Annotated in this window: 21 protein-coding genes; 13 read left to right on the plus strand and 8 right to left on the minus strand. The window is 71.7% G+C overall.

Going from position 1 to position 25,628, the window contains the following annotated elements:
• Positions 1-399: 399 nt before the first annotated feature.
• Positions 400-1,707 (plus strand): UDP-glucose/GDP-mannose dehydrogenase family protein, encoded by a 1,308-nt coding sequence (locus tag Q0Q23_RS13265; protein WP_295124578.1) that lies wholly within the window; start codon positions 400-402, stop codon positions 1,705-1,707.
• Between the two features lie 3 nt (positions 1,708-1,710).
• Here Q0Q23_RS13265 and Q0Q23_RS13270 read toward each other — a convergent pair whose 3' ends face one another.
• The gene (locus Q0Q23_RS13270) at positions 1,711-3,036 is read right to left on the minus strand and encodes a serine/threonine-protein kinase (protein ID WP_295124582.1); all 1,326 of its coding nucleotides are present in this window, start codon (positions 3,034-3,036) and stop codon (positions 1,711-1,713) included.
• Positions 3,037-3,133: 97 nt separating this feature from the next.
• Here Q0Q23_RS13270 and Q0Q23_RS13275 point away from each other — a divergent pair, with 97 nt between their 5' ends.
• From Q0Q23_RS13275 to Q0Q23_RS13285, 3 genes are all read left to right on the plus strand, one after another.
• Positions 3,134-3,640 carry a MarR family winged helix-turn-helix transcriptional regulator gene (locus tag Q0Q23_RS13275; RefSeq protein ID WP_295124586.1) on the plus strand — a complete coding sequence of 169 codons (507 nt, stop codon included), beginning with the start codon at positions 3,134-3,136 and terminating at the stop codon, positions 3,638-3,640.
• Positions 3,641-3,711: 71 nt separating this feature from the next.
• The gene (locus tag Q0Q23_RS13280) at positions 3,712-3,876 is read left to right on the plus strand and encodes a hypothetical protein (RefSeq protein ID WP_167552371.1); all 165 of its coding nucleotides are present in this window, start codon (positions 3,712-3,714) and stop codon (positions 3,874-3,876) included.
• 12 nt (positions 3,877-3,888) lie between these two features.
• On the plus strand, positions 3,889-4,143 hold the full coding sequence (locus Q0Q23_RS13285) for a DUF6458 family protein (RefSeq protein ID WP_295124594.1): 255 nt from the start codon (positions 3,889-3,891) through the stop codon (positions 4,141-4,143).
• A gap of 68 nt (positions 4,144-4,211) precedes the next feature.
• On the opposite strand, the gene Q0Q23_RS13290 is transcribed toward Q0Q23_RS13285, so the two are convergent.
• Complete coding sequence (locus tag Q0Q23_RS13290) at positions 4,212-5,582, minus strand: aminotransferase class V-fold PLP-dependent enzyme (RefSeq protein ID WP_295124597.1); 1,371 nt, start codon at positions 5,580-5,582, stop codon at positions 4,212-4,214.
• 187 nt (positions 5,583-5,769) lie between these two features.
• Here Q0Q23_RS13290 and Q0Q23_RS13295 point away from each other — a divergent pair, with 187 nt between their 5' ends.
• A complete protein-coding gene (locus tag Q0Q23_RS13295; RefSeq protein WP_295124600.1) occupies positions 5,770-6,654 on the plus strand; it encodes an aminoglycoside phosphotransferase family protein in 885 nt (294 codons plus the stop codon).
• Positions 6,655-6,837: 183 nt separating this feature from the next.
• Here Q0Q23_RS13295 and Q0Q23_RS13300 read toward each other — a convergent pair whose 3' ends face one another.
• On the minus strand, positions 6,838-8,832 hold the full coding sequence (locus Q0Q23_RS13300) for a DEAD/DEAH box helicase (protein ID WP_295124603.1): 1,995 nt from the start codon (positions 8,830-8,832) through the stop codon (positions 6,838-6,840).
• Positions 8,833-9,106: 274 nt separating this feature from the next.
• On the opposite strand from Q0Q23_RS13300, the gene Q0Q23_RS13305 reads away from it, so the two are divergent.
• From Q0Q23_RS13305 to Q0Q23_RS13315, 3 genes are read left to right on the plus strand one after another with little or no spacing between them, the layout of a single operon-like run.
• Positions 9,107-10,597: an NAD(P)/FAD-dependent oxidoreductase gene (locus Q0Q23_RS13305; RefSeq protein WP_295124606.1), complete on the plus strand. Its 1,491-nt coding sequence runs from the start codon at positions 9,107-9,109 to the stop codon at positions 10,595-10,597.
• Entirely contained in the window at positions 10,597-11,076 is a 480-nt protein-coding gene (locus Q0Q23_RS13310; protein WP_295124609.1) for an SRPBCC domain-containing protein, read from the plus strand. Before Q0Q23_RS13305 ends, Q0Q23_RS13310 begins: the two co-directional genes overlap by 1 nt.
• Before the next feature lie 46 nt (positions 11,077-11,122).
• On the plus strand, positions 11,123-11,590 hold the full coding sequence (locus Q0Q23_RS13315; protein ID WP_295124612.1) for a GNAT family N-acetyltransferase: 468 nt from the start codon (positions 11,123-11,125) through the stop codon (positions 11,588-11,590).
• Between the two features lie 7 nt (positions 11,591-11,597).
• On the opposite strand, the gene Q0Q23_RS13320 is transcribed toward Q0Q23_RS13315, so the two are convergent.
• Positions 11,598-11,996: a phage holin family protein gene (locus tag Q0Q23_RS13320; protein ID WP_295124615.1), complete on the minus strand. Its 399-nt coding sequence runs from the start codon at positions 11,994-11,996 to the stop codon at positions 11,598-11,600.
• 108 nt (positions 11,997-12,104) lie between these two features.
• On the opposite strand from Q0Q23_RS13320, the gene Q0Q23_RS13325 reads away from it, so the two are divergent.
• Positions 12,105-13,169 carry a S1C family serine protease gene (locus tag Q0Q23_RS13325; RefSeq protein WP_295124618.1) on the plus strand — a complete coding sequence of 355 codons (1,065 nt, stop codon included), beginning with the start codon at positions 12,105-12,107 and terminating at the stop codon, positions 13,167-13,169.
• 88 nt (positions 13,170-13,257) lie between these two features.
• Here Q0Q23_RS13325 and Q0Q23_RS13330 read toward each other — a convergent pair whose 3' ends face one another.
• Complete coding sequence (locus Q0Q23_RS13330) at positions 13,258-14,016, minus strand: IclR family transcriptional regulator (RefSeq protein WP_295124621.1); 759 nt, start codon at positions 14,014-14,016, stop codon at positions 13,258-13,260.
• A 129-nt stretch (positions 14,017-14,145) separates the two neighbouring features.
• Here Q0Q23_RS13330 and hutH point away from each other — a divergent pair, with 129 nt between their 5' ends.
• From hutH to hutI, 3 genes are all read left to right on the plus strand, one after another.
• Positions 14,146-15,735, plus strand: coding sequence for a histidine ammonia-lyase (gene hutH / locus Q0Q23_RS13335; RefSeq protein WP_295124624.1), 1,590 nt, complete (start codon positions 14,146-14,148; stop codon positions 15,733-15,735).
• 96 nt (positions 15,736-15,831) lie between these two features.
• Positions 15,832-17,508 carry a urocanate hydratase gene (hutU, locus tag Q0Q23_RS13340; RefSeq protein WP_295124627.1) on the plus strand — a complete coding sequence of 559 codons (1,677 nt, stop codon included), beginning with the start codon at positions 15,832-15,834 and terminating at the stop codon, positions 17,506-17,508.
• Complete coding sequence (gene hutI, locus Q0Q23_RS13345; protein ID WP_295124631.1) at positions 17,508-18,668, plus strand: imidazolonepropionase; 1,161 nt, start codon at positions 17,508-17,510, stop codon at positions 18,666-18,668. The genes hutU and hutI overlap by 1 nt, the downstream gene beginning before the upstream one ends.
• A 79-nt stretch (positions 18,669-18,747) precedes the next feature.
• Here the strand turns inward: hutI and Q0Q23_RS13350 are convergent, their stop codons facing one another.
• The 3 genes from Q0Q23_RS13350 to Q0Q23_RS13360 form a co-directional block, all read right to left on the minus strand.
• Positions 18,748-19,662 carry an arginase family protein gene (locus Q0Q23_RS13350; RefSeq protein ID WP_295124634.1) on the minus strand — a complete coding sequence of 305 codons (915 nt, stop codon included), beginning with the start codon at positions 19,660-19,662 and terminating at the stop codon, positions 18,748-18,750.
• Positions 19,663-19,819: 157 nt separating this feature from the next.
• Complete coding sequence (locus Q0Q23_RS13355; protein ID WP_295124638.1) at positions 19,820-23,242, minus strand: efflux RND transporter permease subunit; 3,423 nt, start codon at positions 23,240-23,242, stop codon at positions 19,820-19,822.
• Positions 23,243-23,363: 121 nt separating this feature from the next.
• A complete protein-coding gene (locus tag Q0Q23_RS13360) occupies positions 23,364-24,845 on the minus strand; it encodes a PLP-dependent aminotransferase family protein (protein ID WP_295124641.1) in 1,482 nt (493 codons plus the stop codon).
• Between the two features lie 63 nt (positions 24,846-24,908).
• Between Q0Q23_RS13360 and Q0Q23_RS13365 the strand changes: the two genes are divergently transcribed.
• A complete protein-coding gene (locus tag Q0Q23_RS13365) occupies positions 24,909-25,601 on the plus strand; it encodes a YitT family protein (protein ID WP_295124644.1) in 693 nt (230 codons plus the stop codon).
• The last annotated feature ends 27 nt before the right edge of the window (positions 25,602-25,628 follow it).

The raw sequence follows: 25,628 nt of genomic DNA on the forward strand, positions 1-25,628 counted from the left end.
CCGCCTCGGTCCCCGAACGTCCGGCCCACGGTAGCGACGGATCGGGTGAGTGCCGAGGCGAGGCGGAGGTGAAATACATGCAACGCGTGCATTTCGGGAGGGGGGGTGATCTTCGGCCCGCCGGTGGGTGAATTGCCCTTCAGGACGTTGCGGCGAACCGCCACTAGCGCACAGAATTTCACACATCGCGACGAGATTCGGGAATCGCCGCGGTCAGCCCGCTGCCACCATCATCCCCTCCGGCGGCGAGTGGTGCGGGTGCCTCCCCTGACATCGAGCGGCACCCGCACCGGCACCGTTCGACGAGGTCCTCCGCGGATCCGCTTCGGCCCGAACAGCCTGACACTCGAGCAGCCGACGAACCACGAGCCGTCCAAGACAGACAGAGGAGAACGATTCGTGAGGATCTCGGTGATCGGCGTGGGTTATCTGGGTGCGGTGCATGCTGCGGCGATGGCGGATCTGGGTCACACGGTGGTGGGTGTGGACGTCGACGAGGCCAAGATCGCGGCGTTGTCGGAGGGGCGTGCGCCGTTCTTCGAGCCGGGTCTGCCGGGGGTGTTGGCGTCGGCGTTGGGTAGTGGCCGGTTGTCGTTCACGACGGATTTCGCGGCAGTGGCGGGTGCGCAGGTGCATTTCGTGGCGGTGGGGACGCCGCAGTCGGCGGGGTCGGATGCGGCGGATCTGCGGTTCGTGGACGCGGCGTTCGCGTCGCTGTTGGAGCATGTGGCCCCGGGTGAGGTGATCGTGGGCAAGAGCACGGTGCCGGTCGGCACCGCGGGACGGCTCGCCGAGCTCGTGGAGGAGCGAGTCCCGGGCGCGACCCTGGCCTGGAATCCGGAGTTCTTGCGGGAAGGCTTCGCGGTGCAGGACACGGTCAGCCCCGACCGGCTCGTGTACGGCGTCCCGGCAGGTCCGCGTGGGGAACGCGCCGTGCGGGTGCTGGATGAGGTGTATGCGTCGGCGGTCGCGGCCGGGACACCGGTGGTGGTGACCGATTACGCGACGGCGGAGCTGGTGAAGGTCGCGGCCAATGCGTTCCTGGCGACCAAGATCTCGTTCATCAATGCGATGGCCGAGATCGCGGAGGTGACGGGCGCCGACGTGACACAGCTGGCAGACGCCATCGGCCATGATGCCCGCATCGGCCGCCGGTTCCTGAACGCCGGCGTCGGTTTCGGAGGCGGCTGCCTGCCGAAAGACATCCGCGCTTTCAGCGCGCGGGCACGAGAACTGGGACACGGCGAGTCGGTGCGGTTCCTGGATGAGGTGGACAAGATCAACCTGCGCCGTCGCGAACGCGTCGTGGAGCTGGTGCGTGAGGAGGCCGGTGGTCTCGAGGGCGTCCGGGTCGCGGTGCTGGGCCTGGCCTTCAAGCCGCATTCGGACGACATCCGCGATTCGCCGGCGCTCGACATCGCGGTTCGCCTCGCCGAGGGCGGGGCGGTCGTGACGGCCACCGATCCGGAGGCCGTCCCGAACGCCCGGCGGCGCGCGCCCCAGCTCGTGTACGCCGATTCCGCCATGGAGGCGGCGCGAGACGCCGACATCGTGGTTCTGATCACGGAGTGGCCCGAGTTCAGGAGCCTCGATCCGCGTGAACTCGGTGACCGCGTGAAAGTGAGGACCGTCATCGACGGCCGCAACACCCTCGACCCCCACACCTGGCGCACCGCCGGCTGGACCTACCACGGCCTCGGCCGCTGAAACTCAGCGGTTGCCCTTGCCTTTGCCGTTGCCCTTGCCGTTCCCCGGCCCCTGGTTCGGAGCGCCTCCCGTCTGCGGCGCGGGCTGCGGCTGAACCTGCTGTGCGGGCGCCGGTGGGGGCTCGGGTGACTGCACCTGCTGCGCCGGTTGGGTGGTCTGCGCCGGTTGGGTGGTCTGCGCCGGCCGGACCGTCTGCGGAGGAGCCGTCACCGTGGGCGTGGGCCGAGGAGCCGGTTCCGTCTTCGGCTCGGAGGAGGCCGGGGCCAAGACGGTGCCGAAGCTCAGCGCGAGCGCGACGATCGCGGTCGCGCCCGAGGAGAGGAGCACCACATCCGTCGCGCGCCGACGGCGGGCGGTGCGCCGCTCGGAGCGGCGCGGCGGCGCTGAGGGCGGCGCCGACGGCGTCGCCATCGCTGGAGGCAGAGAGAGCGGCGTCATCGCCACGGTCGGACCGTCCCATCCCGGTCCCGACGGCTGCGCGACGCCTTCCGGCGCCTCCCAGCCGGCGAGCTGCGGCGCCAGCTCGCGCGCCATGACCGCGACCTCGAGCGCGGTGGGGCGGATCCGAGGATCGCGGGACGTCATCGCCCCGATCAACCCGCGCCAATCGTCGGGAAGCGACGCCGGGATGCGGGGGTCGCGCGCCACGCGGGCGGTCACGGCCTCCACCGGGGTGCCCGGGTACTCCCGCACGCCGGTCAGCGACTCGAGCACGACCAGCCCCAAGGAGTAGATGTCGGCCGGCGGGCCCGGCTCGCTCCCGTACGCCTGTTCCGGGCTCAGGTAGCCGGCGGTGCCGATGATCGTTCCCGCCGTGGTCAGCCGTTCGCTGCCGACGAGGTGGGCGATGCCGAAGTCGGCCAGTTTCGCGTGCGGCAGCGCGCCCGGCACCTCCGAGTCGGCGAGGAGGATGTTCGCGGGCTTCAGGTCGCGGTGAACGATGCCGGCGGCGTGCACCACGACCAGCGCTTCGGCGATGCCCGCGGCGATCGCGGCGACCTCGGCTCCGGGCAGCGGACCGCGGTCCAGCCGGGTTCCGAGATCCTCCCCGTCGACGAGTTCCATCACCAGACAGCTCGGGCCCGCCTCGTCGTCCGCCGAGAGGTGGGCGTCGTGGAGGCTCACCAGGTTCGGATGCGACAACCGCGCCAGGGCGGTCGCCTCGCCGCGGCGACGTGCGTCGTCACCCGCCTCGCCCGGCGCGAACACCTTGATCGCGACGGAGCGTTCCAGCTCGCGATCGTAGGCGCGATAGACGGTCGCCATGCCACCGCGACCGAGGCGGTCGCGAAGCTCATAGCGGTCCAGCAGGACGGTGTCGGGTAGCACCTCGCGAGCATACGCGCGTCGGGCGATGCCGTGAATCCGCCGAAAGTCATCGAACTGCCCGTTGAAATCGGCGGCGACACGGAGATGACTGAGAGGAGTGAGGGAACGACCGGAAGCGCCGCCCGCGGATGTGCCGCCGCCGGACCACGGCGTGCTCGAAGCCCTCCAGGTCTATCGAGCGGCTGAGACGGCGATGCGCAGGCGCACCGGAGCCGCCATGGGCATCGGCGAGAACGACTTCCTCGCCCTCCGCCTCATCATCGACAACGCGGCGGGAGGCCGCCGCACGGCGGCCAAGGACGTGAGCGCCTACGTCGGCGTCTCGAGCGCCTCCACGACGGCGCTGATCGACCGGCTCGTCCAGGCCGGCCTCGTCGAACGGCGGACCAACGACGCCGACCGGCGGTCGGTCGACCTCGTGCCGACCCGAGCGGCGTTCGGCGACACCGGGCCCATGATGGCGGCCCAGGAGGAGATCGCCGCGCAGGCGGCGGAGCTGAGCGAGGAAGACGCCCAGACCGTGACGCGTTTCCTGACGAAGATGAGGGAGACGGTCGACCGGATCAGCGCGGAACGACACGCGAATAGGCCCGAAAGCCCCTGACGTCAAGGGGATTGTTCGATAACCGAAGCAGTTGTTCGGTGGACTACGTCAAGGAAAGGACAACCCCTCCCATGAACATCCTGCTCATCATCATCGCAATCATCGCGATCATCCTGCTGCTCACCGGCGGCTTCGTGCAGTCCCTGAACTTCCTCCTGTGGGTCGGCATCATCCTGCTGGTCCTCGCCGTGATCGTCTGGCTGGTGCGGCTGCTCACGGGCAGCCGACGGGTATAAGGAGGCGGTTCCATGAGTCTGGGCACCGGAATCGTCCTGTTCGTGATCGGAGCGATCCTGGCGTTCGCCCTCAACGTGCAGGTCAGCTGGATCGACCTCCATCTCGTCGGATACATCCTGATGATCGCCGGCGCCGTCGGCATCATCCTCGGGATCGTCCTGATGACCCGCCGTCGCCGCACCGTCGCGACCACGCGCACCGCGGTCGACCCGGTGAACGGCGAGCGTGTCACCCGACGGGTCGGCGAAAGCGACGACATCGCCTGACCCCCTCATCACGGCGAAGGCCCCTGCCGACCGGCGGGGGCCTTCGTCGTGCCCTGATCCGGCGGGGCTCAGTCCTCCATCGTGTCGAGGATGTCGACGAGATCCTCGAACGTCGTCAGCGGGTTGAGCACGGCGAACCGCGTGTTCGGGCGGCCGGCGTGCGAGCTCGGCGTCACGAACGCGCGCTGGTCGTCGAGGAGGCGCGCGGACCACAGCGCGTAGTCCTCCTTCGTCCAGCCCTCCCGCTCGAACACGACGACCGAGAGCTGCGGCCGGCGGACGAGGTGGAATCCCTCGCGCCGGTCGATCTCGTCGGCGATGCGTCGAGCCAGCTGCAGGGACGCCGTGACGGCATCGCGATAGGCGGCCGCGCCGTGGGAGGCCAGCGAGAACCAGAACGGGAGGCCGCGGGCGCGTCGGGTGAGGTGCGCCGCATAATCCGATGGGCTCCACTCGGCGTTCTCGGTGAGCGTGTCGAGGTACTCGGCGTGCTGCGTGTGCGCACGACGGCCCGCCTCGGGGTCGCGGTAGAGCAGAGCGCAAGCGTCGAAGGGGGCGAAGAGCCACTTGTGCGGATCGACGATGAGCGAGTCCGCGCGCTCCACGCCGGAGAATCGCGGACGCGCCAGCGGTGACAGCATCCCGGCCAGGCCGTACGCGCCGTCGACGTGCAGCCAGAAGCCGAATTCGTCCTTGAGCGCCGCGATCGACGCGATGTCGTCGACGATTCCGAAGTTGGTGGAGCCGGCGGTCGCGACGACGGCGAACACCGCGTCGCCGTGCTCTTCGAGGGCCGGGCGCACGGCGTCGCCCGTGAGCACACCGGACTCGCCGGGCGAGACCGTGACGACCTCCACATCCATCACACGGGCGGCCGAGGCGACCGACGAGTGCGCCTCCGCACTGCAGACGATGATCCAGCTCCCCGGAGGGTTGCCGCGCTCGGCACGGGCGCTGTCGCGTGCCGCGACGAGGGCGGAGAGGTTTCCGAGCGTGCCGCCCTGCACGAAGACGCCACCGGCCTCCGGGGGCAGCCCGAACTCGGAGGCCAGCCAGGCCAGCACCTGATTCTCGGCGTAGACGGCCCCCGAGCCCTCGAGCCACGACCCGCCGTAGACGGCGCTGGCCGAGACCACCAGGTCGAACGCGGTCGCGGCCTTGGTGGGGGCCGTGGGGATGAACGAGAGGTAGCGCGGGTGGTCGGTGGTGATACAGGCCGGCGCCAGCACGTGCTCGAAGACCGCCAGGGCACGCTCGGCGCCCATCCCGTCCTCCGACACGGTGCGCCCGGCGAGCCGGCGGAGCTCCGACTCCGGCAACGGCTTGTCGAGCGGGGTGTCCGTGGCGAGGATGCGCCGGCGCGAATAGTCGAGCACGAGGTCGACCAGCTCGCTGGTCTCGGTGGTGACGCTGTGCATGCGAGCGGAATCGGTAGTCATGGGGCCTCCGGATCCATGCTGACACACGCTCCGCCTCACCTTTTCGCCCGAGGGCGCAGCTTTTCTGCGCGTTTCGACCTCGTCACGCGAGTTCCCTGCGCCTTGCCGTGTGATCGTGGCCGGAACGGGTCGGAAGTGGCGCCGGGCCCAGTGGGTGATGCGCGGCGGCGTGCGTTAGGGTCGTGCGGTGCCGTTGACCCCCGCCGCCGACATCCCCACCGACGCCGCGCTCGTCGCCGCGCTGGTCGCGGCGCAGCATCCCGACCTCGCCGCGCCGCTGCGGCTCGTGTCCGACGGCTGGGACAACCAGCTCTACCGGCTGGGCGACACCCACGCCGTGCGCATCCCGCGGCGGGAGGTCGCAGCTCACCTGATCGAGCACGAGCAGCAGATGCTGCCGGGAATCGCCGCCCGCGTGCACACGCGGGTACCGGTGCCGGTTCGGGTCGGCGTTCCCTCGGACGCGTTCCCGTTCCCGTGGAGCATCGTCGAATGGATCGACGGGATCGACGGCGCTTCGGTCGGCGCGGACGCGCGCGCCGGCCTGGCCGAGCCGCTGGCCGCGTTCGTCGGCGAACTCGCCGTGCCCGACCCTGACGCCCCGCGCAACCCGGTGCGCGGCGTTCCGCTGGCGACTCGGGCGGACGCCGTGCGCACGCGGCTGCGGTCGCTGTCCGGGCGCATGGAGGTCGCCGCGCTCGAACAGGCCTGGCGTCAGGCGCTGGCCGCGCCCGAATGGGAGGGGCCGCCGCTGCTGCTGCACGGCGACCTCCACCCCGGCAACCTGCTGCTCACGCCGGCCGGCGGCCTCGCCGCCGTGCTCGACTTCGGCGACGTGACCTCGGGCGACCCGGCCACCGACCTGGCGACGGCGTGGCTGACGTTCGACGGCGAGGCGCGGGAGCGCTTCCGCCGGGCACTGCCGGCGCCACCCGACGCCGCGACCTGGCGGAGGGCCCGCGGCTGGGCGGTGACGATGGCGAGCGCGCTCGCGATGTCCTCCGACGACAACCCGCGGATGTCCTCCCTCGCCCGGCACACCCTCGACGAACTCGTCGACGAGGCTGACTAGCGACGAGGCGGACTAGCGACGAGGCGGACTGGCGACGAGGCGGACTGGCGACGAGGCCGACTGGCGACGAGACGGCGCGAACTGCGCCCGCACCCGCCCGGGCGGCGCGCTCTCAGCCGCCTCGACGCAGGCAAAAGCCCCCGTGCGGCAGCCGGAGCTGCCGTACGGGGGCCTCTGGATCGATCAGGCCTCGCGCGCCTCGTCGGCCGCCGCCGCCAGGGCGAGGTCGGTGATGAGCTGGTCGCCCGGGATCGCGGGGACGAAGTCCGCCTCGATCTCGGCACGCTGCAGCAGGTCGCTCATGCGACGCTGACGCTGGCGCGGGATGAGCGTCACGACCGTGCCCTGCTTGCCGGCGCGGCCGGTGCGGCCCGAGCGGTGCAGATACGTCTTGTACTCGTCCGGCGCGTCGGCCTGGATCACCAGATCGATGTCGTCCACGTGGATGCCGCGGGCGGCGACGTCGGTCGCGACCAGCACGTTCACGCGGCCGCTGGTGAGCTGGGCCAGGTTGCGCGTGCGGCGCGACTGGTTGAGGTCGCCGTGGAGGCTGACCGCGGGGATGCCCGCGTCGTCGAGCTGGTCGGCGAGCATCTCGGCGAATGCACGAGTGCGGGCGAAGATCAGCGTCTTGCCGTCGCGGTCGGCGAGCTGCTCGATGATGGCCGGCTTGTCGCGGTGCTCGATGACGAGCACGCGGTGGTCGATGGTCGAGGACGCCTGGTCCTCGCCCGCCACCTCGTGCACGGCCGGGTCGACGAGGAACTCGTCGACGAGCTGGGCCACACCGGTGTCGAGGGTCGCCGAGAACAGCAGCTTCTGGCCGCCCTCCCCGGTCTCGCGGAGGATGCGCTGCACCGGCTCCAGGAAGCCGAGGTCGCACATGTGGTCGGCCTCGTCGAGGACGCTGACGACGACCTGGCTGAGGTCGAGGCGACCCTGCTCCACCAGGTCTTCGATGCGGCCGGGGGTGCCGATCACGATGTCGACGCCGCGCTGCAAGGCGCCGACCTGGCGGCCCTGCGGGACGCCGCCGTAGATCTGCGTGGTGAACAGGCCGACGCTGCGGGCGATCGGCTGGACGGTGCGGTCGATCTGGAGGGCGAGCTCGCGGGTCGGCGCAAGGATCAGCGCACGGGGGGCGCGGCCCAGCTGGCGCTTGCCGCCCGACTTGCCCTGCTCGGCCCACAGCTGCATCAGCCGCTCGACGAGGGGGGCGCCGAAGGCGATCGTCTTGCCCGAGCCGGTGCGTCCCCGGCCGAGGACGTCCTTGCCCGCGAGCACGTCGGGGGTGGTGGCGGCCTGGATCGGGAACGGCGTCTCGGCGCCGAGCTCAGCGAGGGCACGCACGATGTTGCCGCCGAGCCCGAGGTCGGCGAAGGTCACGCCCTCCACGTCGGACGCCTGGATGGCGTCGGCCTGGAGGCGCTCGAGCACGACGTCGTCCTGCGCGCTGAACGCGGGCTTGTCGTCGCGCGACGGGTAGAAGGACGAGTCGCGACGCGGACGCTCGGCCCGGTCGTCGAACGAACGGCGGGGACGGTCGTCACGATCGAACTGGCGGCGCGGACGGTCGTCACGGTCGAAGTCACGACGCGGACGCTCCGCCCGGTCATCGAACTGACGGCGCGGACGGTCGTCACGATCGAACTGACGACGCGGACGGTCGTCACGGTCGACGTCACGACGCGGACGCTCCGCCCGGTCATCGAACTGACGACGCGGACGGTCGTCACGATCGAACTGGCGACGCGGACGGTCGTCACGGTCGAAGTCACGACGCGGACGCTCCGCCCGGTCATCGAACGAACGGCGCGGACGGTCGTCGTAGTCGCGACGCGGACGGTCGTCGTCGCGGCGAGCGCCCGAACGGTTGTCCCACTCGCGCTCGGTGCGACGTGCGTCCTTGCCGCGCGGTTCCCAGTTGGGCCGGCCGCCACGGCCGGCGGATCCGCTGCGCTCCGAGCCGCCACGTGCGGAGTCGCGGGTGCCGAAGGTGTCACGGCCGCGGGCGGCGCGGTCCTCGGCGCTCCACCGGGCCTTCTTGCCCGATGCGGGCGCCTCGTCGCGGTATCCGCGGTGCTTGGGGCTGCGGCTGCCCGCGCCTCTGGGGGCGCCGTGGGAGGCGCCGTCGTGGGGCTGCGAGGATCGTCGATCGGTCTTCTTGTACGGGGGCATGCGTGTTCTTCCTGGGTTGCTCGTGCGAAATGCGCGGCGGCACGCTGAAGCGCACCGGAGAATCCCCTGCAGACATCGCCCGGGGCCGTTCACATCGTGATGAATCCGCTCGCCGAATGGCTGCGGAACCGGCCCACCTGACTGACAAACCCATCCGCGTCGAACTGCGCGGTGTCAAGAGCCGACCGATCAACGATACAGGAAGAAGCCTGGGAAGACACTCCCGATCGCGCACACCCCTGCCGGGCCGCGAGGAGCGGGGTATACAGGAGGCATGACCTCCCTCGACGCGATCGTCATCGGCTCCGGGCCGAACGGCCTGGCCGCCGCCGTGACGCTGGCCCGAGCGGGCCTGAGCGTCCACGTCTACGAACGCAACGCGACGGTCGGCGGCGGGATGCGCACCGAGGAGGTCACCCTGCCCGGGTTCCGCCACGACATCTGCTCGGCTGTGCACCCGCTCGCGTTCGCGTCCGGCTTCTTCCGGCGGTTCGGGCTGGCCGACCGGGTTCCCTTCATCACACCGTCCGCGTCGTACGGCCACCCGCTGCCGGGCGGGGAGGTCGCGGTCGCCTACCGCGACATCGAGCGCACCGCCGAAGCGCTGGGGCCGGACGGCCCGGCGTGGCGCGCGCTCCTCGGGCCGCTCGCCCGCGATGCCGACGCGGTCGCCGAGTTCACCGGCTCGAGCCTCATCCGGGTGCCGCGGCACCCGCTCGTCGCCGCCCGTTTCGGCCTGACCGCGCTCTCGCAGGGCGGTCCGTGGTGGAATCTGCCGTTCCGCACCGAGAAGCCCGGCGCTCTGCTGACCGGCGTGATCGCGCACACCACGCTTCCGTTGCCGAACCTCGCCGGCGCCGCGGCGGGGCTCGCGCTGGCGACGTACGCGCACGCACGCGGCTGGCCCATCCCGGTCGGCGGCTCGCAGTCGATCGCCGATGCCCTGGTCGCCGACCTCCGCGCGCACGGCGGGGAGGTCGTCACGGGCGCCGAGATCGAATCGCTCGGCGAGCTCCCGGACGCCCGCGCCGTGCTGTTCGACACGCACGCAGCGATCGCCGCCCGGCTCGGCGAGGACCGCCTCCCTGCCGACTACCTGCGCAGGATCGCACGTTTCCGCAACGGCAACGGGGTCTTCAAGATCGACTTCGCGCTGTCCGGCCCGGTTCCCTGGCGCAATCCCGAGCTGCTCGAGACCGCGACCGTCCACCTCGGCGGCGAGCGCGCGGCGATCGCCCGTTCGGAGCGCATCGTCGCAGCGGGACGCGAGAGCGACGACCCGTACGTGCTGGTCACGCAACCCACCCTGTTCGACACGACGCGCGCCCCTTCCGGCAAGCACGTGCTCTGGGCGTACACGCACGTGCCGCGGGGGTCGACCTCCGACCGCAGTGAGTCGGTCATCGCCCAGATCGAGCGGTTCGCGCCCGGTTTCCGCGATCTCATCCTCGCCACGGCCACCAAGACCGCCCACCAGATGGAGAACTACAACCCGAGCTACATCGGCGGCGACATCTCGTCGGGCATGCCGGATCTGTCGCAGCTCGTGATCCGGCCGACGCTGTCGAGCGACCCGTGGCGGATGCCGGGGCGCGGCCTCTACCTCGCGTCGTCGTCCGCGGCCCCCGGGCCGGGGGTCCACGGGCTGGCCGGCTATTACGCGGCCCGCAGCGCGCTGCATCACGAATTCGGCGTCACGCGCATGCCGTCGCTCGCGCCCGGGGTCTCCGCCCCCGGCGCACCCGTCGAAGAGGAGATCGCCTGATGTCGGTCAACGTGCGCCGGTTCGCCTGCACCCCGGAGGAGGTCTTCGCCGCGCTGGCGGACCCGTGGGTCTTCCCGACCTGGGTGGTGGGAGCGTCACGCCTTCGCGCGGCGGACGGCCACTTCCCCGAGCCCGGGTCGCGGCTGCACCACTCGATCGGCATCTGGCCGCTGGTGCTGAACGACGAGACGACGATCGAGGTCTGGGACCCGCCTCGGCGCTTCCAGCTCGAGGCGAAGACCCGGCCGGTCGGCACCCAACGCGTCGTCATCGACGTCCAGCCGCGCCGGAGCGGCTGCGTGGTGCGCATGGAGGAGGAGGCGATCACAGGCGTGGCCACGCGGATCCCGAAGCCGATCGCGGATCCGATCCTCTGGGTGCGCAACCGCGAGGCGCTGCGCCGCTTGGAGTGGGTGGCGCGCGGGATCAGCCGGCAGCAATCCCGCGGGTCGGAGCGCGGGGGCCGTCCGACCGAGTGATCGGTCGGAAACCTTCCCGACACACGCCATCGCTACGATCGACCGCATGATCACGAGCGTGTCCGTCGAGTCCGCCCGCGCCGACGGCGTGGCCGAGCTGCTGCAGCTGAGCAATGAGTTCACGCTCGCGCTCTACCCCGCTGAGAGCTGCTACCTGCTCGACGCGTCCGAGCTCGACCGCGCCGAGGTCACCGTGTTCGTCGGTCGCGACGAGGTCGGCGCCGCGCTGGGCATGGCGGCACTGGTCGACAAAGCGGACGGCACCGCCGAGCTCAAGCGGATGTTCGTGCGCCCGGAGGCGCGGGGCCGCGGTCTCGCCGCCGGTCTGCTGCGCGCAGTGGAGGCTCAGGCGGCCGTGGCCGGCATCCCGCTCCTGCGGTTGGAGACCGGCCCTCTGCAGCACGCAGCCATCGCCCTGTACGAGAGCCGCGGCTACGAGCGCATCCCGAACTTCGGCGAGTACGTCGGCGACCCGCACTCGGTCTGCTACGCGAAGACGCTGCGCGCCGCCTGAATCGGGCTCAGCCCCGGGCGCCCGCGTCCCGGCCGGCCACCTTCTTCTTCAGGAAGATCAACGGCAGCAGCCAGCCTCCCAGCGCCGTGACGACCCACACCACCAGCGCTGCGAGCACCCAGGTCACGAAGTCGTCCACTCGGATGCCGCCGGGGAACAGCGACGCGATGATCAGGGCGATCAACGTCGAGACCAGGCCGATTCCGCCGAGGACGGCCGAGGCGTACTTGCGGGCGAGATTGAAGATGAAAGGGGCAAGGATGCTCTGAGCCGCGGCGAAGACCACCACGGCGATGAGGAGGCCCTCCCAGTCCAGATGGAATCCGGGGAGGAGCCACGACGCGACCAGCAGGCCGAGCGCAGCGGTGACGACGAAGATGGCCGCACGGATCAGGAATCTCACCATGGACGAAGGGTAGCGCCCCTCCAGACGCCCGCGGCGATGGCGCGGACGGTCCTGGCGCGCCCGCGACGCTACCGCTAGCCTGGCGCCACCGTCGAGAAGAGGCCGCCTGTGACCCCCACCAAGACCACCCTCCGCTCCTGGACCGTCGCACTGCTCGTCGTGGGCTCGGCGCTCGTGCTCATCGGGGGTGGGATGGTCGCGGGAGGGTTCGCCGTCGCCGCGCTCTCGGCCGGCCGCAGCGGTTCGTGCGATGCCGCCCGGGTGGCCGACCAGGTGCTGCCGAGCGTGGTGACGATCGCGGTCGTCGGCCAGCGGGGCACCAGCAACGGAAGCGGCGAGATCATCACCGACGACGGCCACATCCTGACCAACAACCACGTCGTCGCCGACGCCGCTTCGGGAGCCCGGCTCACGGTGCGGTTCAGCGACGGGCACGAGCTGCCGGCGAAACTCACCGGACGGGACCCCAAGACCGACCTCGCCGTGATCACCGTGTCGGACGACGAGCCGCTCCCCGTCATCGCCACCGGCGACTCCGGGTCGCTGGCCGTCGGTCAGCCGGTCGTCGCTCTCGGGGCTCCGCTCGGGCTCTCGAGCACGGTGACCGCCGGCATCGTCAGCGCTCTCGGCCGCACCGTCCCCGTGCCGAGCGACGACGACCGCAATGCGGTGCTCGCCGGTGCCATCCAGACCGACGCGTCCATCAACCCGGGCAACTCGGGAGGCGCGCTCGTGGACTGCAGCGGCCGGCTGGTCGGGATCAACACCGCGATCGCGACCGTTCCCGGCTCGGCCGGCCAGAGCAGTACCGGCAGCGTCGGCATCGGCTTCGCCGTGCCGGAATCGCTCGCGCTGCCGATCGCGGACGAGCTGATCGCGCACGGCAGGGTCGCGCACCCCGAGGCGGGCCTGACCGTCGTGCCGATCCCTCCGGCCGCCGCCGCCAAGTTCGGCGTCACCGACGGACTCTTCGTGCAGTCCATCGTCTCCGGCGGCCCCGCGCAGGAGGCCGGTCTGCGGGTCGGCGACGTGATCACCTCGGTGAACGGGCACGCGGCGACGAACATCGACGTGCTCACCGCGATCCAGGTGACCAACTCGGCCGGTGACGAGGTGAGGGTCGAGTACATCCGCGACGGCGCGACGCACACGACGACGCTCACGCTCGAGTAGCGGCGCGAGGGGTTGCCGAGGGGCGCGCAGACGCCCCGAAAACGGTCCGATAAGGGCGTTTGCGCGCCCCTCGATCGGTCGGCAGGCGTCAGCTGCCGCGGATCCGGCGGGACAGCTCGGCGGCGGCCTCGCGCACCCGGGCGGCGAGCGCGTCCCACTCGGCGGCAGGCACGTTGTCGCGCGGGAAGGTGACCGCGATGCCGGCCGCCGGCCAGCCGGCGTGGTCGCGCACCGACACCGCGACGGACGCGAACCCGGGGGTGACATCGCCGTCCTCGGTCGCGTAGCCGCGTTCCCTCGCCTCCACGACGAGGCGGCGGAGTTCCGCGTACGAGTGCGGCCCGGCGCCCGTGCGATCCTCGAAGGCGCCCACGTCGGGGTACAGCGCCCGCAGCTGGCCCGGCGGCAGGGAGGCGAGCAGGGCTCGGCCGCTCGCCGTCAGGTGTGCGGGCAGCCGCACACCGACGTCGGTGACCAGCCGCGGCCGGCGCCGGGCCCGCTCCTCCACGATGTAGACGACGTCGCGGCCGTGCAGCACGGCCACGTGTCCCGACTCGCCGATCGCGTCGACCAGGGCGGCGACGATCGGGCGCCCGAGCCGGCTCAGCGGCTGCTGGCGGGAGAAGCCGCTCGACAGTTCGTAGGCGGCCACCCCCAGTCCGTAGCGGCGGGCCTCCGGGAAGTGCAGCACGAATCCGTGCTCGGTCAGCACGGTGAGCAGGTGGTAGACCGTCGAGCGCGGCAGGCCGAGGGAGGCCGCGATGGCCGCCGCAGGCACCGGCCCGCGCTGGGTCGCCAGGAACGCGAGGATCCGCAGAGTGTGATCCGCGGCGGGGACCTTGCTCATCGGCTCCTCCATCGGCGGGTGCTCGGTGCGTGCACAGGTGCCTACCGTTCGCGCGCGTGTCTGGTATCCCGGACAGCGAACAGTCTAATCCCGAGGCGCGGAGGTGGCTCCTCGGCGCATCATCGGAGCATGTCCGCCCTCACCACCGGTTCCACCCCCGCAACCACCCGACCGTCCGAGTCCGACACCGCGACGGTCACCGTCGGCGCGCGTCCGCTCACCATCGCCGAGGTCGTCGCCGTGGCACGCCACGACGCCCCCGTGCAGCTGGACGCCGCCGCGCTCACCGCGGTCGAGGCCTCCCGGGCGATCATCGAAGCGCTCGCCGACGACGTCGAGCCGCACTACGGGATCTCCACCGGGTTCGGCGCGCTCGCGACCACCTTCATCGCGCCCGAGCGCCGGGCGCAGCTGCAGGCCTCCCTGGTGCGCTCGCACGCGGCCGGGTCCGGCCCGGAGGTGGAGCGCGAGGTCGTGCGCTCTCTGATGCTGCTGCGCCTGGCGACCCTCATGACCGGCCGCACCGGCGCGCAGCGACGCACCGTCGAGACCTACGCCGCCCTGCTCAACGCGGGCATCACACCGATCGTGCGCGAGTACGGGTCGCTCGGCTGCTCGGGCGACCTCGCCCCGCTCGCCCACTGCGCACTGGCCGCCATGGGCGAAGGACAGGTGCGCGTCGACGGACACCTGATGGAGGCGGCCGACGCGCTCGCGGAGGCGGGCATCGAGCCGGTCGTCCTGGCCGAGAAGGAAGGCCTCGCCCTCATCAACGGCACCGACGGCATGCTCGGGATGCTGGCTCTCGCCCTGACCGACCTCGGCACCCTGCTGACCACGGCCGACATCACCGCGGCGATGAGCGTGGAGGCCCTGCTCGGCACCGACGCGGTCTTCGCCGCCGATCTCCAGCAGCTGCGTCCGCAGGCCGGCCAAGCGGTGTCGGCCGCCAACCTCCGTGCCCTGCTCGCGGATTCGCCGCTCGTCGCGAGCCACAAAGGCCCGGAGTGCACGCGCGTACAGGACGCCTACTCGCTGCGCTGCGCGCCGCAGGTGCACGGCGGCGCGCGCGACACGGTCGCCCACGCGACCGCCGTGGCGGAGCGCGAACTCGCCTCGGCCATCGACAACCCGGTGCTCACGCCCGACGGCCGCGTCGAGTCGAACGGCAACTTCCACGGCGCTCCCGTCGCCTACGTGCTCGACTTCCTCGCGATCGTCGTCGCGGATGTCGCCAGCATGTCGGAGCGCCGTACCGATCGGTTCCTCGACAAAGCGCGCAACCAGGGCCTCCCCCCGTTCCTCGCCCACGAGGTCGGTGTGGACTCCGGACTGATGATCGCGCAGTACACCGCTGCGGGGATCGTGTCGGAGCTGAAGCGGCTCGCCGCCCCGGCCTCGGCCGACAGCATCCCCTCGTCTGCGATGCAGGAGGACCACGTGTCCATGGGCTGGGCCGCCGCGCGCAAGCTGCGCCGCGCCATCGACGGGCTGGGCCGCGTGCTGGCGATCGAGCTGATGACCGCCGCGCGGGGCGCAGAGCTGCGCGCCCCGCTGCGGCAGGGTCCGGCCACGGCCGCCGTGACCGCGGCGCTGCGGGAGACCGTGCCCGGGCCCGGATCCGACCGCCATCTCTCGCCCGAGATCGAGGCCGCCGTCGCCTTCGTCGCCTCCGGCACCGCTCTCTCCGTCGCCACCACCATCACCGACCTCCACTAACCCCGTCTACCGACCGCCGAGTCGCGGACATTTAGCCGAAAACCGCCGAATACGCAGAGAATCCGCGTACTCGGCGGCTACCGAAAGGACCACACCATGCAGGGATCACGACCGGTGCGGGCACCGCGCGGCGCCGAGCTCAGCGCGAAGAGCTGGCAGACCGAGGCGCCGTTGCGCATGCTGATGAACAACCTCGACCCCGAAGTCGCCGAGCGGCCCGACGACCTGGTCGTCTACGGCGGCACGGGCCGCGCCGCGCGCAGCTGGGAGGCGTTCGACGCGATCGTCGCCACGCTCCGCGACCTGGAGGCCGACGAGACGCTACTGGTGCAGTCGGGCAAGCCGGTGGGCGTGTTCCGCACCCACGAATGGGCACCGCGGGTGCTGATCGCCAACTCGAATCTCGTCGGCGACTGGGCGACGTGGCCGGAGTTCCGCCGGCTGGAGGCCCTCGGGCTGACGATGTACGGGCAGATGACCGCCGGCTCGTGGATCTACATCGGCTCGCAGGGCATCCTGCAGGGCACCTACGAGACCTTCGCGGCGATCGCCGACAAGCGATTCGGAGGGTCCCTGGCCGGCACGCTGACGCTGACCGGCGGGTGCGGCGGGATGGGCGGTGCGCAACCGCTGGCCGTCACGCTCAACGGCGGGGCGGTGCTGATCGTCGACGTCGACCGCAGTCGCCTCCGACGCCGTGTCGACCACGGCTACCTCGACGAGCTCGCCGACGACATCGACGACGCGATCGCCCGGGTGACCGCGGCGAAATCGGAGCGCAGGGCGCTGTCGGTCGGCTTGGTCGGCAACGCCGCCACCGTCTTCCCCGAACTGCTGCGCCGCGGCGTGCCGATCGACATCGTCACCGACCAGACCAGCGCCCACGACCCGCTGAGCTACCTCCCCGAGGGCGTCACCGTCGAGGAGTGGCACGACCGGGCAGCCGCCGATCCGGAGGCGTTCACGATCGCGGCGCGGCTGTCGATGGCGAAGCAGGTGGAGGCCATGGTCGGGTTCCTCGACGCCGGCGCCGAGGTGTTCGACTACGGCAACTCGATCCGCACGGAGGCGCAGCTCGGCGGCTACGACCGCGCGTTCGCGTTCCCCGGTTTCGTGCCCGCCTACATCCGGCCGCAGTTCGAGGAGGGCCGTGGCCCGTTCCGGTGGGCGGCACTTTCGGGCGACCCGGCCGACATCGCCGCGACCGACCGCGCCATCTTGGAGCTGTTCCCCGACGACCACAAGCTGCGCCGCTGGATCACCCAGGCCGGCGAGAAGGTGCACTTCGAGGGCCTCCCCGCCCGCATCTGCTGGCTCGGCTACAAGGAGCGCCACCTCGCCGGACTGAAGTTCAACGAGATGGTCGCCTCCGGCGAGCTTTCGGCCCCGATCGTGATCGGGCGCGACCACCTCGACTCCGGCTCGGTCGCCTCCCCCTACCGCGAGACGGAGGCGATGAAGGACGGGTCGGACGCGATCGCGGACTGGCCGCTGCTCAACGCCCTGCTCAACACCGCCTCCGGAGCCACCTGGGTGTCCCTGCACCACGGCGGCGGCGTCGGCATCGGCCGCAGCATCCATGCCGGCCAGGTCGTCGTCGCAGACGGCACGCCGCTCGCGGCCGAGAAGATCGAACGCGTCCTCACCAACGACCCCGGCACCGGCGTGATGCGGCACGTCGATGCCGGCTACGAGCACGCGGCCGACGTCGCACGCGAACGTGGGCTCCGCATCCCCATGCAGGAGGCCGCCTCGACCGAGGCCGCCGGCTGATGTCGCACGCGACGCTGCTGACGGGGATCGGCGAGCTCGTCACCTTCGACCCCGTGCACGAGGGGCCGCTCGGCATCGTCCGCGACGCCGCGCTGCTCGAGGTGGACGGCCGGGTCGCCTGGACAGGCCCCGCATCCGCGGCGCCGCGCTCGGACGCGGACGAGATCGTGGAGGCCGCCGGAGCGGCGGTCATCCCGGGCTTCGTCGACAGTCACACGCACCTCGTGTTCGGTGGCGACCGCGCCGCGGAGTTCGAGGCGCGGATGGCGGGACGGCCGTATTCCGCCGGCGGCATACGGAGCACGGTCGCGGCGACACGCGACGCCACCGACGCCGAACTCCGTGCCCGGCTGGGGCGGCTGGTCACCGAGCTCCGCGCCCAGGGCACCACGACGTTCGAGATCAAGAGCGGCTACGGCCTGACGGTTCGCGACGAGGAGCGCATCCTGCGCGTGGCCCGGGAGGTCACCTCGGAGACCACATTCCTGGGAGCGCATGTCGTGCCTCCCGAATACGCCGACGACCGCGACGCGTACGTCGACCTCGTCACCGGGCCCATGCTGGATGCGTGCGCACCGCACTCGCGATGGATCGACGTGTTCTGCGAGACCGGAGCCTTCACCGTGGAGGAGTCTCGGCGCATCCTGACCGCCGGAGCCGATCGCGGGCTCGGGGTGCGCGTGCACGCCAGCCAGCTCGGCCCCGGCGGGGGCGTGGCGCTCGCGGTCGAGCTCGACGCCGCGAGCGTCGATCACGGAACCTACCTGACCGACGACGACGTCGCGCTGCTGGCGGAGTCGGGCACCGTGGCGACCCTCCTGCCCGGTGTCGAGTTCTCGACGCGCCACCCCTACCCCGACGCCCAGCGCCTCATCGACGCGGGCGTGCGCGTGGCGCTGGCGAGCGACTGCAATCCGGGCTCGTCGTTCACGTCGTCCCTGCCGTTCTGCGTCGCCGTCGCGGTGCGCGACATGGGCATGACCGTCGCGGAGGCGCTGCGAGCGGCGACCCTCGGCGGTGCGGAGGCGCTGCGCCGCGACGACGTCGGACACCTGCGCCCCGGCGCCCGGGCGGACTACGCGGTGCTCGCAGCCCCCTCGTACGTGCACCTCGCCTACCGCCCCGGCGTCCCCCTCGTCGCGCGCACCCGGGTCGCCTGAGCCGGCCGAGCGCGAAGAAGCGGCGCGAAATCCGCCGCAAACCGCCGGAGCGGCCGACAATGCGCCGCCTCGCGGCGCGTCAGCGGGAGGCGAGGCCGGCGGCCGCCTCCAGGACGAGGAGGGCGGCGAGGCGCACGGTGCGCTGGTCGTCGGTGTCCGCGGTGGCGTCGACCTCCGCGATGTCGATGGACCTCACTATCGGGGAGGCGCCGGCCAGGCGGGCGAAGCGGCGCAACTCCCACGCTGCCAGCCCGCCGGGGACGGATGCCGGGCAGCCCGGCGCGACCGACCGGTCGCAGACGTCCACGTCGAGGTCGACGTGCACCGGCCCGCCCGCCGCGCCCGCGATCGCCAACGCCTCGGCCATCACGTCGTCGAGCGGCCGGCCGTGGAGCGCGTCGCGACGGACCACGGTGATCCCGAGGTCCGCGGCGCGTTCTGAGTACGCGGCCGAATTCGCGAAGTCGGCGATGCCGATCTGCACGACACGGTGGCCGTCGAGCCCGGCCTCCACCAGGCGGCGCACCGGCGAGCCGTTCGAGGCGCCGTCGCGGAGGTCGTGGTGCGCGTCGAGGGTGATGAGCCCGGCCGTGGGGAGGGCGTCGGCCCACGCACCGAGCGCCGCCGGCACGGTCAGCGCGTTGTCGCCGCCCACGGCGACGGTCAGCCGCGAACGCTCCGCGGCCTCCCGCATCGCCGCGGTCGCGCGGTGCTCGCCGTCGGCACCGTCCGGCTCCGAGACGTCGCCGGCGTCGGCGAAACGCAGCGACTCCACGGCCAGCCCCGGCACGTGCTGCGAGTAACGGCGGAGCGCCTCGCGCACCGCCGCCGGCGTGGCGTGCGCTCCCGTCGGCGACAGGGAGGTGCGCCACGTCGGCAGGCCGAGCAGCGTCAGGTCGACGGCCGTGCCGCGCGGGAGGTCCGCGAGCGCCGGCCACGACCCGGCCCGGGGCCACAGCGGGTCGACGGGCAGGGCACCGGTGGTCAAGCTCATATCCAGGACGCTAGCAACGCTCCCGGATGCCCGCCCGACGCGCTGCGCATCCCGCGTCTGGCATCCCGGACATCCGAGCGGCCCGTGCCGGACGAGGGGCGCGTAAACGCCCTCATCCGCGCAGGATGAGAGCGTTCGGGCGCCCCTCGACGCCGGGTCAGAGCTGCTGCCCGCCCGCCGGCGTGGTGAACACCGGAGGCTTGGGAGCACCCTCGGAACCCTGCTCGGCGGCGCCGGGGCCGTCGGAGCCGGGCACCTCCGGGCCGGAGCCGTCGGGACCGCCCGCGCCGCCGGCGCCCCCGGTCCCCCCCTCGCCGTGCTTGGCCGCCCGGCGCGCCATCCGGCGCTCGCGGGCGCCCTCCACCAGGTTGTACAGCGTCGGCAGCACGACGAGCGTGAGCACCGTCGACGACAGCAGGCCGCCGATCACCACGATCGCGAGCGGCTGCGAGATGAAGCCGCCGTGACCGGTGAGGCCGATCGCCATGGGCGTGAGCGCCGCGATCGTCGCCAGGGCGGTCATCAGGATCGGCCGCAGACGGCGGGAGGCGCCGTGCGTCACCGCGTCGGCCACCGAGAGGCCTCTCGCCCGATACTGGTTGACCAGGTCGATGAGCACGATCGCGTTGGTCACGACGATGCCGATCAGCATGAGCACGCCGATCAGCGACGCCACTCCGAGCGGGATACCGGATGCGAGCTGCAGGAGGATCGCGCCGGTCGCCGCAAACGGCACCGACACGAGCAGCAGCAGCGGCTGCCGCAGCGAGCGGAAGGTCGCCACCATCACGATGTAGACGATCAGGATGGCCGCCAGCAGAGCGAGACCCAGCTGACCGAACGCGCTCGACTGGCTCGACGAGACACCGCCGATCTTCGCGGTCGCCCCCGCGGGCAGGTCGGCCGCCTTCAGCGCCGCGCTGACCTCCTGGTTGGCCGTGGTGAGGTTGTCGCCCGGCGTCGCTGTCACGGTGGAGGTGCGCAGGCCGCGCTGGGTCGTGACGGTGGCGGGACCCTTCGCCTCCGCGACCGTCGCGATCGAGTTCAGCGGCACCACGCCCGTCGCGGTCGGGATCGGCAGGTCGGAGAGTCCGGCGACGGTCGTCGGCGGGTTCTCGGTCTGGAGGTAGATCTTCAGCGTCGAGTTGTCGATCGCCACGGTTCCGATCTGTGTCGGCTGCATCGTCTGCGACACGATCGTGCCCACTGCGACCTCGCTCAGGCCGACCTGCGCCGCCTTCGTGCGGTCGACGGTCACCGACACGTAGGGCAGCGACGCGCTCAGGTTGTCGGTGACCTGGCTGAGGGACTTCTGCTTCTTCAGTTCGGCGACGACCGAGTCGGTGGCCTTCTGGAGGTCGGCGTTGCTGGTCGCGGTGATGTCCACCTGGATGTCGGTGGAGCCGCCGAAACCGCTCGAGGCCGACACCTGGATGCTGCCGGCGTCGCTGATCCCGTCCAGTTCGCTCTGGATGGTCGACTGGAGTTTCTCCTGGTCGGCGTTCGGATCGGTCGTGATCGAGAAGGTGGTCGCTCCGCCGCCGCCTGTGAAGGCGTCGCGCAGCGACGAGCCGCTGGAGCCGATCGAGACCTGGACCGTCGTGACGCCCTTCGTGTCGAGCAGCTTCTGCTCGACCTTCTTGGCGGCGTCGTCCTGAGCCTGGAGGCTTGTGCCCGGGTCGAGGGACTGCGTCACGGTCAGGGAGTTCTGGCCGCTGGAGCCGAGGAAGTTCGTCTTGAGGAAGGGGAACGCCGCGAAGGTCAGCACCAGCACGATCGCGGCGGCGATGATCGTCAGCCAGGAGTGCCTGAGCGTCCAGTGGATGATCGGCAGGTAGCCGCGCTGGAGCAGCGACGGGTGCTCGAGCTCGTCGTGGCCGGACGCGATCGCTTCGGCGACCGACAGGTGCGCCGCCTCGTCGTCGTGCTCGCCGCCTTCGTGCTTGCGCGCCTTCGGCGCACGCAGGAACCAGTAGGCCAGCACCGGGACGATCGTCAGCGCCACGAGCAGCGACGACAGCAGTGCGATGGTCACGGTGAGCGCGAACGGCCGGAACAGCTCGCCCGTGACGTCGCCCACGAACGCCAGAGGCAGGAACACGGCGACCGTGGTGATGGTGGAGGCGGTGATCGCGCCGGCCACCTCGCGCACCGCGCGCACGATGGTGACGGCTCTGTCGACGCCGGGCACGAGTTGCCGCTTGATGTTCTCGATGACCACGATCGAGTCGTCGACGACGCGGCCGATCGCGATCGTGAGGGCGCCGAGCGTGATGATGTTGAGCGTGTAGCCGCTCGCCCACATCACGACGAAGGTGATCAGCACGCTGGTCGGGATCGAGATCACGGTCACCAGCGTCGAGCGCACCGAGAGCAGGAACACCAGGATCACGATGACGGCCATCGCGAGGCCGAGGAGGCCCTCCTCGGCCAGCGAGTTGATCGACTGGGTGATGAACGGTGCCTGGTCGAAGACGACGGTGATCTTCGCCCCGTTGCCGAGCTTGGTCTCGAGGTCGGGGATCAGCGCGGAGACGCTGTGCGACACTTCCACCGTGTTCGCGGAGGGCAGCTTGGTCACGGCGATGGTCAGGGCCGGCTTGCCGTCGACGCGCGAGAGCGAGGTCACCGGGTCGTCGGTCTGGGCGACGGTGGCGACGTCGCCGATCGTGACCGGCGTGGAGGCTGCGGCCGCCTGGGCCGCCGCCGCCTGCTGCGCGGCCGTGGAGCCGGCGCCCGAAGCGCCCTGCTGACCCGAAGCGCCCTGCTGACCCGAAGCGCCCTGCTGCCCCGTCGCCGAGCCGGCACCGCCCGAGCCGGAGCCTGCGGAGGCCGACGACACCTTGACCAGCGGCAGCGACGAGATGTCGGCGACCGAGGTGAGTTGCGACCCGGACTGGATCGTCAGGGTCTTGCCGTTCTCGGTGAGTGAGCCGCCGGGCAGCAGCACGCCGTACTGCTGCAGCGAGTTCTTAATCGCCGAGCTGGTGACCCCGGCCGCCGCCAGCTTGGCCGGATCGGGCGTGATCGTGATGCGCTGGCCGACCTCGCCCACGAGCTGGGCGTCGTTGACGCCCGTCACGTTCTTGATGTCGGGCAGGGCGAGCTTGGTGATGTCGTCGCCGAGGGTGCGCTGGTCGGTGTCGCCGGTGACGGCCAGCTGGATGACCGGAAGGTCGTCGATGGATCCCGAGAGCACCTGCGGGTCGACACCGGAGGGCAGGGTCGACTTGATCCGGTTGATCGCCTGGTCGATCTTCTGCTCCGCCGTCGCGAGATCGGTGCCGTACGTGAACTTCGCCGTGATGATCGACTGGTTGGTGCTGCTGACCGCGGAGGTCGACTCCAGATCGGGCACCCCCTGGATCGCCGCCTCCACCGGGGTGCTCACGTCGTTGTTGACCACCTCGGGAGAGGCCCCCGGATACGAGGACAGCACCACGAGCTGCGGGAACGAGATCGACGGGGCGAGCTCCTGCTTGAGGTTGGTGAGTGCGATGCCGCCGAACACGGCGGCGACGATCGTGACGAGCGCGATCAGGGCGCGGTTCCTCATGCTGAGGACAGCGAGATAGTGCACGGAGGATCCCCTCGGCGGATGTGGGTGCAGGGCAGGCGGCGGCGACGGCGCTGCCAAAGTATCTCATTGCAGGCTGGGCGGATTCCTCATGCCGTGGTACCACTTCGGCCGGCGTGGATGCTCACACCACGTTGGGCAGCGCAGGCGCCTCGAAGTAGGGGGCCGGCTCCGAAGAGGCCACCGCCCACGCCCGTTGCAGGGCCGCGAACGCCCGCTCGGTCTCATCCTGGCTGTACGTGATCGGCACCCGCAGGAACCGCTCGAACGCTCCATCGAGCCCGAAGCGTGGGCCGGCAGCGATGAGCAGGCCGTGGTTGCGTGCGGCGAGCGCGAGCGCCGAGCTGACCGGCGCGCCGATGCCGATCCAGGCCGCAAGGCCGCCGTGCAGCGCCGGGACCCGCCACTCCGGGAACGCCTCCGCCGTGAGCCGCCGCACGGTCGCGCGCCCGGCCGCCAGCTGCGAACGACGCTCCTCCATGATCTCCCGCATCTGCGGGAGCATGCGCGCGACGACCAGCTGCTCGATCATCGGCGTGCCCAGGTCGGTCGACGGCTTCGCCGCGATCAGGCGTTGGATGAGCGGCCGCTCGGCGCGGATCCAGCCGATCCGCAGGCCGCCCCAGAGGCTCTTGCTCGCCGAGCCGATCAGCAGCACCGGGGCGTCTCCCGCCCTCCGGTGGGCGTAGGTCGGCAGCGGGAGGTATTCGCCCACCCGGTCGATGTCGAGGTCGGCCGTCGTCTCGTCGCCGACCACGATGGTCCCGTGCGCGGCGGCCGCCGCGAGGAGGCGCTCGCGGGTCCCCGGGGACATCGAGGCGCCGGTCGGATTGTGGAAGTCCGGGATGAGATAGGCCACGGTCGGGCTCGCGCGCCTGATCGCCTGCTCGGCGGCATCGGCGTCCCAGCCGTCGATCCCCTCCGCATCGAGCGCGTGCGGGCCCTCCTCCGGTGGGGCGACCGAGATCGGCAGGAGCCGGGCCCCGGCGAGCTTCAGCGCCTCCGTCGCGTGCGGGTAGGTGGGCATCTCCACCAGCGCCCGGTCTCCTCGGGAGAGGAAGGTGCGGGCGATCAGCGCGATCGCCTGCTGCGCGCCGACCGTGACGAGCACCTGGTCGGCCGAGGTCGCCAGGCCGCGCTCGGTGTACCGGTCGGCGATCGCCTGGCGCAGGTGCGGGAGCCCGACCGGGTCGTAGCCCGAGTCGGGAAGGAAGTGCGGCAGCTCCTCCGCCGCTGCGCGCGCGGCCGCCGGGAGGGAGGCCGCCGCCGGCAGCGCGGCCTTGGTGAAGTCGAGCATCCCCTCACCGCCCGCGAGAGGGAGGGCGAGCGCGGGGCCGGGAAGCCGCGCGACGCTCCCCGAACCGCGCACGCTGTCGAGGAAGCCGCCTTCGCGCAGCTGGCGGTAGGCGGCGCTGACCGTGGTGCGACTGAGGTCGAGGCGCCCGGCGAGGTCGCGTTCGGCCGGCAGCCGGGTGCCGATCGGGATGCGGCCGTCGAGCACGAGCAGGCGCACCCGATCCGCGAGCGACTGGTACCCGGGCGCCCCCGATCGCCAGTCGCCGAGGAGCGACTCGAGCGAACGGGCGGTCAGGTGCGCGTCGGACATGCAGGCCACTTTATCGCAATTGGCATCTTGTTGTAAGGCCAATCGAGCGATTGGATTGTCATCATGTCCCGGTTCCTCCTCACCCGCCGCATCGGCCAGCTCCTGGTCGGTCTGTTCCTGTACGGCATCGCCATCGCACTGATGGTCCGTGCGAGCATCGGCGTCTCACCCTGGGACGTGCTGGCGCAGGGGGTCTCGTACAAGACCGGCATCCCGTTCGGGCTCGTGACGAACATCGTCGGCCTGCTGGTGCTGGCCTTCTGGATCCCGCTGCGGCAGCGGCCGGGTCTCGGCACGGTGCTCAACGTGCTCCTCGTCGGGCCGAGCGCGCAGCTCGGACTGTGGCTCATCCCGCAGCAGACCAAGCTGTGGGCGCAGGTCCTGCTCTTCGCGGCGGGGCTCGCGCTCCTCGCGATCGCCACCGGCCTCTACATCGGCCCCAAGCTGGGTCCGGGGCCCCGCGACGGCCTCATGACCGGCCTCAACGCCCGCACCGGGTGGCCGATCTGGGCGGTGCGCACGGCCATCGAGGTCACGGTCCTCGTGATCGGCTGGTTCCTCGGCGGCGACGTCGGCATCGGAACGCTCGCGTTCGCGCTGCTCGTCGGACCGCTGTGCAGTCTCACCCTCCCGTTCTTCGCCATCCGGCTGCCGCAGCCCGCGCCCGCGGACGCAGCACTGGAGGGCGAACTCGAAGGCACGGCGGAGCAAGGCCCCGGCCTCCGTGGGGAGGGTCTGTCTCTTATACACATCTGACGCTGCCGACGAATTAGACGGTGTAGA

The organism is uncultured Leifsonia sp. (assembly GCF_945957465.1).
GTDB lineage: Bacteria > Actinomycetota > Actinomycetes > Actinomycetales > Microbacteriaceae > Leifsonia.